General features: G+C 41.5%; 10 protein-coding genes. 7 read left to right on the forward strand and 3 right to left on the reverse strand.

The features are described from left to right. Positions 1 to 46 precede the first annotated feature (46 nt). Positions 47 to 2,344, reverse strand: a complete 2,298-nt coding sequence (locus tag FD723_RS13285; RefSeq protein ID WP_179065749.1) for a response regulator — start codon at positions 2,342 to 2,344, stop codon at positions 47 to 49. Positions 2,345 to 2,853: 509 nt separating this feature from the next. Between FD723_RS13285 and FD723_RS13290 the strand changes: the two genes are divergently transcribed. The 4 genes from FD723_RS13290 to rbsK all read left to right on the forward strand — a co-directional run bounded on the left by FD723_RS13290 (position 2,854) and on the right by rbsK (position 9,375). Further along, complete coding sequence (locus FD723_RS13290; RefSeq protein WP_179065750.1) at positions 2,854 to 3,324, forward strand: NADAR family protein; 471 nt, start codon at positions 2,854 to 2,856, stop codon at positions 3,322 to 3,324. A gap of 552 nt (positions 3,325 to 3,876) precedes the next feature. Further along, positions 3,877 to 6,630, forward strand: a complete 2,754-nt coding sequence (locus FD723_RS13295) for a GAF domain-containing protein (protein WP_179065751.1) — start codon at positions 3,877 to 3,879, stop codon at positions 6,628 to 6,630. Positions 6,631 to 7,084: 454 nt separating this feature from the next. Further along, positions 7,085 to 8,032 (forward strand): NAD-dependent epimerase/dehydratase family protein, encoded by a 948-nt coding sequence (locus FD723_RS13300; RefSeq protein WP_179065752.1) that lies wholly within the window; start codon positions 7,085 to 7,087, stop codon positions 8,030 to 8,032. Between the two features lie 413 nt (positions 8,033 to 8,445). Continuing rightward, positions 8,446 to 9,375, forward strand: coding sequence for a ribokinase (gene rbsK / locus FD723_RS13305; RefSeq protein ID WP_179065753.1), 930 nt, complete (start codon positions 8,446 to 8,448; stop codon positions 9,373 to 9,375). Positions 9,376 to 9,429: 54 nt separating this feature from the next. Here rbsK and FD723_RS13310 read toward each other — a convergent pair whose 3' ends face one another. After that, positions 9,430 to 9,861, reverse strand: a complete 432-nt coding sequence (locus FD723_RS13310) for a nucleoside deaminase (protein WP_179065754.1) — start codon at positions 9,859 to 9,861, stop codon at positions 9,430 to 9,432. Between the two features lie 14 nt (positions 9,862 to 9,875). Between FD723_RS13310 and FD723_RS13315 the strand changes: the two genes are divergently transcribed. Next, on the forward strand, positions 9,876 to 10,799 hold the full coding sequence (locus FD723_RS13315; protein ID WP_179065755.1) for a nucleoside hydrolase: 924 nt from the start codon (positions 9,876 to 9,878) through the stop codon (positions 10,797 to 10,799). Positions 10,800 to 10,972: 173 nt separating this feature from the next. Here FD723_RS13315 and FD723_RS13320 read toward each other — a convergent pair whose 3' ends face one another. Beyond that, positions 10,973 to 11,524 (reverse strand): NUDIX hydrolase, encoded by a 552-nt coding sequence (locus tag FD723_RS13320; RefSeq protein ID WP_179065756.1) that lies wholly within the window; start codon positions 11,522 to 11,524, stop codon positions 10,973 to 10,975. A gap of 126 nt (positions 11,525 to 11,650) precedes the next feature. Here FD723_RS13320 and FD723_RS13325 point away from each other — a divergent pair, with 126 nt between their 5' ends. Both FD723_RS13325 and FD723_RS13330 read left to right on the forward strand, forming a co-directional pair. After that, positions 11,651 to 12,703: a dipeptide epimerase gene (locus tag FD723_RS13325; protein ID WP_179065757.1), complete on the forward strand. Its 1,053-nt coding sequence runs from the start codon at positions 11,651 to 11,653 to the stop codon at positions 12,701 to 12,703. Beyond that, a complete protein-coding gene (locus FD723_RS13330; RefSeq protein ID WP_179065758.1) occupies positions 12,687 to 13,733 on the forward strand; it encodes a DUF1611 domain-containing protein in 1,047 nt (348 codons plus the stop codon). Before FD723_RS13325 ends, FD723_RS13330 begins: the two co-directional genes overlap by 17 nt. Positions 13,734 to 13,854 lie beyond the last annotated feature (121 nt).

The following is a 13,854-nucleotide window of genomic DNA, read 5'->3' on the forward strand; positions in this document are numbered from 1 at the left end:
CCACCCCACAATATTGGATAATTTATTTCTTGGAGTTCCCTAACGATTAAAAATTATGCCCAGCGGCAACTTGGTATAGTGATTGGATCGTTAGTCCATCACTGGGGTATTCAACTACAGCAAAATTACATATTACCTGAAAGCGATCGCCATCGAAGGCTGTAAATATCTGCTGGCGGAGGGTAGTTAAAATGTCGTTAAGGCGATCGCTGATTTCTATTTTGGTTAACCCAGAAACTCCCATAACAAATTCACCATTACCCCAATAACCCAGCACTTCACCACTGCAAAATCCCAGTTGAAATAAACGACTCCATCTTTGTAATACCTGGTTGCCAGCCTGATGACCATATTTAATATTAATTTGCCGAAAATCAGTCACGCTTAAGATCGCCAAGCAAACAGATTGCTGATTTGTCTCGGCTTGAGCAATTAGATGCTGTAAGTCGCGGTTAGACTGAAACTGATTTGCTAATCCGGTTAAAGAATCTTTGCTAGAAAGGGACTGTAGTAAACGGCTGCGTTCTAAGCGATGGGTAATGCGCGCCAACAATTCTGCCCCAACAACAGGTTTAACCACATAATCATCGGCTCCCACAGCAAACACTTGCTGCACAGTTTCCATCTCTCGGTGAGCAGTCAGAAACACAATTGGTAATTCTTGCCATCGGGGATCGGTACGAACTGCTCGGCAAAGTTCAATACCAGTTATATGAGGCATTTCTACATCCAAAATCAACAAATCTGGTGTAGTAGATTGCAGTACTTCCCAAAAACGTAGCGGATTCTCTAATCCGGTCATTCGTATACCCCAAGGTTCTAACATTGGGCGCAGTGTTGCTAAAATTAGCGGGTCGTCATCTACTACTAGTATATTTACCCGTAAAGAACGAGTCCGTTGTAATAGTTGAGATGAAACATCCCAAACCTGAGCAGCTGTTACAGGCTTAACCAAAAAACCCCGCGCCCCGTATTGAGCTAATGTTACCCGTTCTACTAACTCATCAGTGGCAGCCAGCACGAGAACAGGTACGGGTGGGGTACGTGTTGCTAAGTCCGAAAGTAATGCCAAGCTTTCTTTGCGCCACCCGGCATCATCGACATTTAAGACTACTAAATCAGGTGATGTGGTTTGTAGAAAGTTTTTTGCCTCCTCTAAGTTGGAGATTTGCTGCCAGCCCTCAACCAGTTGTTGCAGCTGATCACCTAGTTGTGGATTGGGGTCAATTAATATCAATCGGGTACTAATTTCGGATGCGATCGCACCTGAAATCTGATTATCTGCATTTTGCCCCATCAAATTGATTAAGCTACCCAAATCTTCAATCAATGACAGCAATTGCCGCTTTTCACCTGCGGCAAAATCACCATCTTTACCTAAAATCTGTTCAATTTTCCGCGCTATTTGAGTGCCATTGTCTTGCTCAAACATTCCCAAGACACCAGCTAGTTTGTGCGCCTCTCGTTCTGCCGATTGGCGTAATTCTTTAGTCAGCGTTTTACGAGATAATGCTGCCGCTAATTCTTGCAATACCGTCAACCGCTGCACCATCAACCCCTGATATTGCTGCCACAAGCCCCCCATTGCTTGCTGAAACTGCTGTTCAACATCACGACTAGGGATTTGAGATTTTTCTTTTTCCCCCTGCTCCCTGCGCCCTGCTCCCTCTCCTCTTCCAGGATTCAACCGATACCCCAAACCATAAACATTTTCAATCCAGTCTACTGCTCCAGCCGCTTTCAACTTTTGCCGTAAGTATTTAATGTGTGATTTTACAGTCTCTTCTTGGGGTGGATCGTCAAAAGTCCACAGGTGTTCAATGATATCCCCCCGACTAAAAACCCGCGATGGATTCCGTAGAAATAGTTCTAGTAAGCTGTATTCTTTGGCTGTTAATTCTAGCAGTTTGTTGTTATATTTAACCTCGCAACTACTGGGGTCTAGTCGTAGTGCGCCTACTTCCAGTATTGGGGTACGGGGGCGATCGCCCCGACGGATTAGCGCCCGTATCCGTGCTTGCAGTTCTTCCAAATCTAAAGGTTTGATCAGATAATCGTCCGCACCTGCATCGAGTCCCTGAATCCGCTCTCTATTACCATCTTTCGCTGTCATCAGCAAAATGGGAGTGAAACAACCACTAGAACGCAATCGCTGACACAATGAAATACCGTCCAGTTTCGGAAGTCCGACATCTATTAGGAGCAAGTCATAGTTAGTACTTTGCGTGTATTCCCAACCCATTTGTCCGTCTTGTACTACATCAACAACATAGTGTTGTTTAGTAAGCGACTTCAACAAGACACTTGCTAAAACCTCTTCATCTTCGATTAGCAAGATTCTCATCTCACCCGTCCAAAATATAATTTGCTACTTCACCCAAAAAAATAGTACAGTAGGTGGTTATTTTTCTACAAGAAAAAAATATCAGAAGTTAGCCGATTTCAGGAATTGTGTAAAGTTGTTTCAGGAGACAGGAGGCAGGAGGCAGAAGGAACCTACGTTTGAAAACGTGGGATTGAAGCAAGGACGCTTTGTATCTCGTGCTATGCATCTCGATACAATTCTTCTTTTAAACTGGGCTTTATATCCTGCAACTTTAGTTTTCATTTATAGTTCTTTCCTCCTGCCTCCTGCCCTATGACTTGAAAGAGTCATTTACTATTTGTCCCCCTTGTCCCCCTTGTCCCTCTTTCATACAAGGCTGTAAAACTTGTTTCATCGGGACTGTCTTCTGCCTTTTTTTGTAAAATAATTCTCTTAACCTAATGTTAAAACTATTCATCCAAAGGAACGGTTTTGAACTCTAAACTTTCAGTTACCCTGAAATTAATATATAAAAGAGCAATTTTCAAATGACCATTTACTTTTATAAGGTTTGGCAGCCCTATGGCTGTTTTTCTAACTTTTCTCCCCACGGAATCCACATCGAGGGTACTTACTGGCCAACGGTTGAGCATTACTATCAAGCACAAAAGTTTGTTGGCAGCACAGATGCTGCAATTATACCTCTCATCCATGCCGCTGCCACCCCAGAAGAAGCTGCTATTTTGGGAAGATGTAGCACTCGCCAACTCCGTCAAGACTGGAATTTGGTCAAAACTCAAATTATGCGAGAGGCCGTACTCAAAAAGTTTCTTACTCATACTGATATTAGAGAAGTTCTCTTGAAGACAGGTGATGAGATTTTAGTGGAAAACTCCCCAACCGATTCTTTTTGGGGCTGTGGTGCTAATCAAGCCGGTCAAAACTATCTCGGTAAAACTCTCATGAGTGTGCGTGAAGAAATTCGTAATTTACTATCTTTAACGGTAATTTACGAATAATTTAATCAAAATAGTCACATTCAATATAAAATCGGCAATTAAACGGGGAATATAGAAATTCCCCAGTCAAAAATATTTGAAAAAGTTACCAATAATTTAGTAAGTGGTTTGAAAAAATCTTAATTAATTGAATTAATGGGCAAAAATGATCAAAAAATATTTTTAATTTCACTAAATTATTTAGGCACTAATTTAAGTGAAATTACTGGAATAGTTTAATGGTTGAGAATATAAAATTAATAAGTGTCAATGATTAAAGTTTTCTGAACTTTAGATTTGAGATGATACTTAAAAGTCTTTAACGATACAGCGTTTTGATATCTCTCTAAATCCACTTTAGAAGGGCTACGGGGATCAAGCAAAATATCTGATGCTTTTCAAATATCCTCTGATCCACTTCCAAAAGTATTTACAATAAGTGTATGCCTCTAGTAATACATTTGTAGGAGAAATTTCTGGAAATATGGTTAAAATCAAAGCATTGTAAGTGAGAAATTATTATCAGGGACAATTATATAAAAAATTATACTTAAGTCATGGTATATATCAGCAATGACACTTAGCAATAAATCAAACGGGTTGCAGCAAAGTTTAGACCAAGAAAGTTTACTGCACCGGATGACAAAACAGATTAGGCGATCGCTCGACCTTCAAGAGATATTAACCACTACTGTTAGCGAAGTGCGTTTATTTTTGGGTGTAGATCGGGTAAAAGTATATCGCTTTGGTGCTGATGGTAGTGGTGAAGTCATTGCTGAATCTATTCATGAGCAACGTCTGCCGTCTTTATTGGGGTTACGCTTTCCAGTTCATGATATTCCAGAAGCCGCCAGAGAGATGTTTTTGTTAGTTGGGCAACGCTCAATTGTCGATGTGGCAAATGAGAAGATTGGGCTATCGCCTCTACAGTCAAAAGAAACTGGTCAACGTCTACAAACTAATATCTACTATCGGCAGGTAGACCCATGCCATATTCAATACTTAAAGGCAATGGGCGTACAGTCTTCATTGGTAGTGCCAATTTTACATTGCGATCCACAAGAACAATCAGCAAAGGCAAAATTGTGGGGATTATTGGTATCTCACCACAGTGAACCGCGAGAGATTTTGAAGCGGGAACTGAAAGTATTGCAGCAAGTTGCTGACCAGGTAACGATCGCGATCGCTCAAAGTAATATACTCACCACAGCCCACGCCAAGCAAGAGCGAGAAGCTACTATTAATCGAGTTACCACACTATTGCATAAACTGCCGACAATCCAATTACAGGGAGCGCTAGAAGAAGTTATTGCTGCCTTTAGTGGCATAGGTGGCAGACTTTACATTCAACAGACTGGGGAACTATATACTTGGGGCGACCAACCAACACTCCCTTACGAATTAGATAATAGTATTCTTGAACAGCATCCTATGTGGCAAAACTGGATGACTGATTGTAAACAAGGTGATATTTGGTCAACCCCCGACCTATACAAAGAACCACGTTTGCGAATTTTGGCTTTAGCGTTTCGTTCTACTCAAATTCGCGGACTCATGGTGATTCCTCTACATTACCGTGAAAAATTTATCGGTGTATTAAGTATTTTTCGCTCTGAATTTGAAACAGAAATCTTATGGGCGGGACGATGCGATCAAAATCGGCGACAACTATTACCCCAGGTTTCCTTTGATGTTTGGCGAGAGGAAAAAAAGGGGCAATCACCTGAGTGGAAGCCAGAAGACATCTTATTGGCGCAGGCTTTATACGAGCATTTCTCAATGGCAATTGAGCAACAGCAAATTTATAAACAGGTACAAGCCCTGAATGCCAACCTAGAACAGCAAGTGCAAGAGCAAACTGCTGAACTTGAAAAATCATTATTGTTTACCAAAGTACTCAAGCAAGTTACAGAGCATATTCGCCGGACATTAGACTTACAGACAACCCTACAAAGTATCGTTCGGGAAGTCCGTCCCCTACTAAATTCTGACCGGGTGCTGATTTTTGAACTGAAGAGTAAATCGGTAATTGTAGAAGAAATTAATGGCGATTGGCAGTCAGTTATGGGAGTGAATGCACCACCAGAATGCTTTCCTGATGACTACACCCGTCTATACTTTCAAGGCCGGGTACGGGCAATTAACAACGTTGCAGCAGCTTCTTTAAGTGATTGTCATCGAGAGTTTTTGGAGAGTCTGCAAGTGCAAGCAAACTTAATAGTTCCGATTAATATAGGTATGGAACTATGGGGTTTATTAATTGCCCATGAATGTGAAGCTCCCAGAAATTGGCAAGATGCAGAAATTGATTTATTGCAACAGTTAGGAGATCAAGCTGCGATCGCTATTCAACAAGCACAACTCTACAAACAAACCTATGATGCTGAAATTGCAGCCAGAAATCAAGCTGTTCAGGTAGAGCATACCCTACGTGAACTCCAAGAAACACAGACAAGATTGGTTCAGACCGAAAAAATGTCTGGTTTAGGACAGTTGATAGCAGGTATCGCTCACGAAATCAATAATCCCGTTAACTTTATTTACGGTAATCTCTGCCATGCCAGTGACTACACCGAACAACTCCTAGAAATTTTACGTCTCTACCAGCTACACTATCCCCATCCCCATCCTGAAATTAGCGCTGCGATCGAAGCGATCGATTTTGAATTTTTGGTAGAAGACCTTCCCAAAATCCTGACATCAATGCAAGTAGGAAGCGATCGCATCCGTTCAATAGTGTTGTCGTTACGCAATTTTTCTCGCTTAGATGAGGCTGAAAACAAGCGCGTAGACATTCATGAAGGTCTTGACAACACCTTATTAATTTTGCAACATCGGCTGAAAGGAAATGCTGGATCTCCACGCATTGAGATCATCAAAGACTATGGCAACATCCCACGGGTAGAATGCTATGCCGGTCAAATGAATCAGGTATTCATGAATATTTTCAGCAATGCCATAGATGCTTTGGGAGTGGCGAGTCGTCAGTGGGAAGCAGGGAATGGCAATGAGGGAGATCAGGAGAATAACTCATGCCCAATTCCAACTATTCAGATTTCTACTAAAGCTTCAGTAGACAACTCTCGTCTGTTGATTCGTATTAGTGATAATGGGCCTGGAATGACTGAAGAGGTGAAAAGGCGAATTTTTGACCCGTTTTACACTACCAAACCCGTGGGCAAGGGTACAGGTTTGGGACTGTCAATTAGCTATCAGATTATTGTCGAAAAACATGGGGGAATAATGGAGTGCATTTCAGAACCAGGCAAAGGTACAGAGTTCTGGATTGAGATTCCCATTAAGCCTCCAGCCAAAATAGTTAACTAAAGGTAGAGGAGGTAGGGGCGAGGGGCACTGGCATTGGTGTCAACTTAAGCTAAAACTCCTTTAAAACCTCGTTTCAAGCCTCCGGCTGGAAACGCTGCTCCTGGCGGCTCTGCCGCGAGTCTTGAGGCGGCAGCCTCAACGACGGGCATTCCCAGTCGGAGACTGGGAACGAGGCAATCTCAAAGCTAGTTCTAGACTTGCTTTCACGCAAAGTTGAGACAAATGATGGCATTGGTGTCAACTTAAGCAAAAGATGTAATCAATGTTATTAATAATAATTCAATAAATATACTTAGAATTTTAAAATATAAGTATAAAACTTAAGTGTTTATGATGATTTTTTTAAGCATTGAAATAATTGAGTAAAAAATCATCTTCAGGTAATGACGATCATTGATTACAAGTATTAACCTGTGAATATGCAGATTAATGAAAATATCAAAAAATAAGCAACATGGCTAAAATTATTATTACTGGAGCCGCTGGCTTTATTGGCTCTCATCTTGCAGAAACATTGCTGCAACAAGGGGAAGAAGTGATCGGGATTGATGAATTCAATGATTACTACGATCCGATGTTAAAGTTTAAAAATATTGCACACTTACATCAGTCACCTGGCTTTACTTTAATTGAAGGAGATATGCAGTTTTTAGATTGGCAGCAACTCCTAAAAGATGTTGATGTCGTTTACCATCAAGCCGCCCAAGCAGGTGTTAGAGCAAGTTGGGGGAAATCTTTTCGAGGTTATACAGAACGAAATATTAATGCTACACAAGTTTTGCTAGAAGCAGCTAAGGATGCTAAACAACTGAAAAGGTTAGTGTTTGCTTCTTCATCAAGTGTATATGGTGATGCGGAAACATTACCTACCCATGAGAGAATTTGTCCTCAACCAGTTTCTCCTTACGGCATTACGAAGCTAGCAGCGGAGTTTTTATGTGAAGTGTATCACAAAAACTTTGGCGTACCCTGTGTGGCATTGCGTTATTTCACAGTTTATGGCCCTAAACAGCGCCCAGATATGGCATTTAATAAGTTTTTTAAATCCATTTTGCAAGATGAGGCGATTCCTATTTACGGCGATGGACAGCAAACGCGGGAGTTTACCTTTGTTAGTGATATCATTGCCGCTAATTTAGCAGCCGCCACCGCACCCGAAGCCGTGGGAGAAATCTTTAATATCGGTGGTGGTAGCAGAGTAGTTTTAGCAGAAGTATTGGATACGATTGAAGAAATTATCGGGAAACCAATTAAAAGAAACCACATAGAAAAGGCGATAGGAGATGCCCGTCACACGGCTGCTGATGTATCTAAAGCGCAGAAACTCCTGGGATATCAGCCGCAAGTTTCCCTGAGAGAGGGTTTGACACGGGAATGGGAGTGGATTAAGTCATTGTATTGACTGCTCTAATTTTAGCTACCAACCAATAGATTCTAGAAATGGTAGCTTTTGTGGATTGAGCATCTCATTAATCTTGAAATTTTATCTTGTTGTCACAGATTTATCTTTGCCCTTGATTGAGTTATTGACACCTTTCAAAACTAACTCTATTTGAGTAAGCATCATAGCCAACAATTAAAAGAGCAAGGATAAATGACAGCGATCGCTCTCCTCGATGCGCCTATTGTGCCAATACTGTTCGGTTAAAGCAAGAGACGCGATGAATCGCCGTCAAGACAAAAGACTGATTCTTGTAGAGACGGCAATTTATCGCGTCTTTGTGAATGATTTATACTCGCTATATTCTACAAAACAGGCGATCGCCTCATAATATATCAATCGAAATAACTTTAAGCTCAATAAAAATCAGTATTATGAGTATTATCGTCTTCGGCAGTATAAATATAGACCTGGTAGCAACAACACCCCGATTGCCAGTCGCAGGAGAAACGTTGCTAGGAGAAGATTTTTTTAAAGTTTCGGGAGGTAAGGGAGCCAATCAAGCCGTAGCATTAGCAAAATTGGGCATTCTTACTCAGATAGTGGGGCGTGTAGGTGCAGATGATTTTGGTACGGAACTTGTTAACAATTTGCAAGCAGCTAGTGTGCAGACTGATAACATTTTTGTGGACAAAACTGTTAGTTCTGGAGTCGCAATCATCACCGTGAGTCATACTGGTGAAAATCAAATCGTCGTTATTCCTGGTGCAAATGGGCGTGTCAATCAAGAAGATGTAGAGCGATTATCCCACCTTTTACCAAGAGCTACAGCAATACTTTTACAACTAGAAATTCCGATTAATGCCGTAGTTGCTGCTGCTAAAGCTGCAAAAGGTGCAAACATAAAAGTAATTTTTGACCCAGCACCCGCACAATCTAATTTACCAGATGAACTGTATCCGTTGGTAGACATTATCACACCGAATGAAGTTGAAGCAGCGCAGTTGGTGGGTTTTCCTGTGGATGGAGAGGAACAAGCAGCCAAAGCAGCTGCGGTTTTGTTGGAACGGGGTGTGAAATGTGCGATCGTCAAACTGGGTTCTAAAGGTGTTTTTTGTGCCACTGCTGAAGAAAAGTTTTTTGTACCTGCGTTTTCAATTCATGCAGTAGACACAGTAGCCGCAGGTGATGCTTTCAATGGCGGTTTAGCGGCGGCACTTTTTGAAGGACTTTCTTTACATCAGGCAGTTATTTGGGGTGCAGCCGCAGGTGCTTTAGCGGCGACAAAACCAGGCGCACAAACTTCGCTACCAGATAGGTTTACATTTGATGCATTTCTTAAGGAAAGGGGAGTAGGGAAGTAGGGAAGATGAGGGAGAAGAACTATTGATCCATACACAATCCCCAATCCCCAATCCCTATTTACCAATATCTTCATTCCAAAGTTCAGGGTTAGTTTCAATAAACTCATTCATAATTTGTTCGCATTCGTCAAGATTAAGATCAATTACTTCCACACCATGAGATACCATAAATTCTTTAGCACCAGGAAAAGTTTTGGATTCTCCAGCGATGACTTTTTGAATGCCAAATTGTACTACTGCCCCAGCGCACAGGTAACATGGCATTAAAGTTGAATAGAGTGTTGTCCCTCTATAGCTGCCAACTCTTCCAGCATTGCGGAGACAATCGATTTCGGCGTGGGTAACAGGATCGGCATCTTGCACACGTTTATTGTGTCCTCTACCGAGAATTTTGCCATCTTTAACGAGAACCGAACCAATAGGAATTCCACCTTCTTGTCTGCCTTGTTTTGCTTCTTGAATAGCAGCTTCCATAAACTCATCCATATAATTCTCCTTTTATGACAAAACAACTTGTATTAATGGATCATGATGGCGGTGTAGATGATTATCTAGCAACTATGCTGCTATTGACGATGGATCATATAGAACTTCTTGGTGTTGTCGTCACTCCAGCAGATTGCTACGTTCAACCGGCTGTTAGCGCCACACGTAAAATTATAGATTTGATGGGATTTTCTCATATCCCGGTAGCAGAAAGTACAGTGCGCGGTATCAATCCGTTTCCTACTCTCTATCGCCGTGATTCGTTTATTGTCGATCATCTCCCGATTCTCAATCAAAGCGAAACCATTACTACGCCTCTGGTTGCCGAAACAGGTCAAGATTTCATGATACAGGTGTTACGTGACGCATCAGACCCCGTAACGTTGATGGTAACTGGGCCGTTAACGACGGTTGCAGTAGCTTTAGACAAAGCAGCAGACATTGAAGCCAAGATTCACAAAATTGTGTGGATGGGGGGTGCGTTAAATGTTGGTGGTAATGTAGAAAAAAGTCTGGAAGCAGGACAAGATGGTTCTGCCGAATGGAATGTTTATTGGGATGCAGTTTCAGCCGCGCGCGTATGGCAAACCCAAATTGAAATTATTATGTGTCCTTTGGATTTAACTAACAATGTCCCAGTCACATCGGAGTTAGTATACAAAATGGGGCGACAACGCCACTATCCCATCTCTGATTTAGCTGGACAATGTTATGCGCTAGTTATCCCTCAAGATTATTATTTCTGGGATGTGTTGGCAACAGCTTATCTGGGACACCCAGAATATTATCAATTGCGCGAATGGGAAACAGAAATTATTACCACTGGTCTTAGTCAGGGACGTACTAAAGTAGTTTCTGGTGGTCGAAAAATTTATGCAATGGATCGGGTAGATAAAGAGGCTTTTTATGCTTACATCTTGCAGCAATGGGCAAGATAAAAAACGAAAAATAACAAATTAAACTTAAATACCTGTCAGCTTGAATGTGTCATTGATATTATGGTTTTTATAGACATCACTCTCTCGATAAAAACAAAAAACTTTATGTCAGAACTTCAGGATGCAATTCACCTCAAATATTGTTATTTAAATACATCAAGAAACTATATTTATTAATAGCTGATAAACTTCAAGCCTAAGAATAGAGCAGCTACAGTTCCGGCAACAGAAATTTCTCCCTGAATGATTTTATCTAAAACTGATTCTATAGGAATAAAGACAACTTCAATTTCTTCTGTAATATCTAGTTGTTGCTCTCCAACTTTACTCACATTTTCTGCTAAAAATAAATGTATTTGATTAGTATCTTTACTCGGCTTATCGTATAAAGTTCCAATTTTTCTAAATTCTTGGGGAGTGTAACCAGTTTCTTCTGTAAATTCTCTAATGGCTGCTATTTCTGCACTCTCTTTTGTGGGATCGAAATTCCCTGCTGGCAGTTCTAAGAAAAATTCACCGATGGCGTGTCTATATTGCCGGACAAAAATGATTTCTCTATCACTAGTGATAGGTAAAACCATTGCAACGTCAGGCTTAATACTGACAAAGTAATCATCGATAATTTTACCATTGGGCAATTCTATTTCATCTTGTCTTACCTTACACCAGTAATGATCTAAGACCATTTTTGATTTTAAAATCTTCCATTTTTTTAAGTTGTTCATAAATTAAGTAATATATTAATGTATAAAAAATTCGCTATGAATGTAAAAAACTATAACAGATGCATCCGATAATCTAAATTTTCAACTTACACTAGCTTTTGCCATATCATAATATGTATAACAAGTATGCAAATAAATGTAAATTTATTTACAGTCAATAAGAGATTTCCCTTGACTATTAGTCGGGGTACGACGGCACAGACGACGAATGTATGGGTGAGGATCTCACACGATCGCATCGAAGGTTGGGGAGAAGCATCACCATTTGGTGTGGGTAATCATCGGCAATCAACTGATGCAATCAAAGACGCGCTACAGCAAGTCGTACCACTGTTACAAACATTTAGTCCTTTACAGCAGCAGGAAGTTGAGCAAGTTTTAACACAAAACCAGGTTCCTTCTGCGGCCAGGGCTGCTTTGGATATGGCAATGCATGACTGGTTGGGTAAGCGCGTCGGATTACCCTTGTGGCAAATTTGGGGACTTGATCGCAATCAGATAGTCCCGACTTCAGTCACAATTGGGATTAATTCACCTGAAGGTGCGATCGCCAGAGCGCGAGACTGGTTACAATTTGCTGATGTTCGCCTTTTCAAAGTCAAGCTAGGTAGCCCAGATGGTATAGATGCAGATAAAAAAATGCTATTAGCAGTGCAAAAAGAAGCACCATTACCAGAGTTTTTTGTTGATGCTAACGGCGGTTGGAGTTTAGAAGATGCGATCGCTATGTGCAATTGGCTGGCTGATTTAGGTATAAAGTATGTAGAACAGCCATTGCCACGAGGGCAGGAACCAAGTTTAGTAAAACTCAAAGAACACTCTCCTCTACCCATCTTTGTCGATGAAAGTTGTTTCACCAGCGCCGATATTCCCCATTTGGCAAACTACGTCGATGGTATTAATATCAAACTGATGAAATCAGGGGGACTAACAGAGGCAATGCGAATGGTACACACAGCACGAGCCTACGGGTTGCAAGTAATGTTCGGTTGCTATTCTGACAGTTCGCTAGCTAATACAGCAGCATTACAGCTAGCACCACTAGCTGATTATTTAGATTTAGACAGTCACCTGAATTTAATCGATGATCCCTTTACGGGTGCATTGCTAAAAGAAGGGAGAGTTTTGCCAAACGATTTACCAGGTTTGGGGGTACAACAGAGTGCGTCTACCACTTAATCAACGAGTAGCTATCTTACTTCATGAGGGAATTAGCGGGCATCAGGGCAAAACAGGGCTAGCAATTTTACGTTACAGTGAAGCCCCAATCGTAGCCGTAATCGATCGCGAATCTGTTGGCAAATCCCTAACAGAATTAACAGGTATCAAGCGTGAAGTGCCAATTGTGACATCAGTAGCCGCAGCCCTAGAGTACCAGCCGGAAGTCTTAGTAATTGGCATTGCCCCTGGTGGTGGTGCTGTCCCAGATGATTACTGGCTAGAAATCAAAAATGCTTTAGAAGCGGGAATGTCTCTGGTGAATGGTTTACATACACCAATGGCAAGTATTCCAGAGTTAAATACACTACTCAAACCAGGGCAATTAATTTGGGATATACGAAAAGAGCCGTCTAATATCAGTGTTGCTAGTGGCATAGCACGCACCCTTCCCTGTCGGCGGGTGTTGACAGTGGGAACCGATATGGCGATCGGTAAAATGTCAACTAGTCTAGAGTTACATTGGGCATCAAAACTGCGGGGTTGGCGTTCTAAATTTCTCGCCACCGGTCAAACTGGTGTGATGTTAGAAGGGGACGGCGTGGCTTTAGATGCCGTGCGGGTAGACTTTGCCGCCGGTGCTGTAGAACAAATAGTTATGCGTTATGGCAAAAACTACGACATTTTGCACATTGAAGGACAAGGTTCGCTACTACACCCTGGTTCAACAGCAACTTTACCCCTGATTCGTGGTTCGCAACCAACCCAACTGGTATTAGTGCATCGGGCGGGACAAGTTCATGTACGTAATCATCCCCATGTACTAATTCCACCTTTACCAGAGGTGATTAAGCTTTATGAAACCGTTGCTAGTGCTGGTGGTGCTTTTGGAAGTGTTCCTGTAGTGGGTATAGCACTGAATACAGCCCATCTAGATGAGTCTGCGGCTAAGGAAAGCATCGCTCAAACAATAGCAGAAACAGGACTACCTTGCACCGATGTAGTACGTTTTGATGCCAATGTGCTTTTGGATGCAGTAATGAAGAATTAGCTGTTGTAATCAAAATCTCCAATCCCCAATCCCCAGTTCTCTACCCAAAAATACAAAATAAATTTGTGGAAATTCATAGTCATATCGAGTATGCTTTATATATGAACTCGTTATGACTATG

Source organism: Nostoc sp. C052 (assembly GCF_013393905.1).
GTDB lineage: Bacteria > Cyanobacteriota > Cyanobacteriia > Cyanobacteriales > Nostocaceae > Nostoc.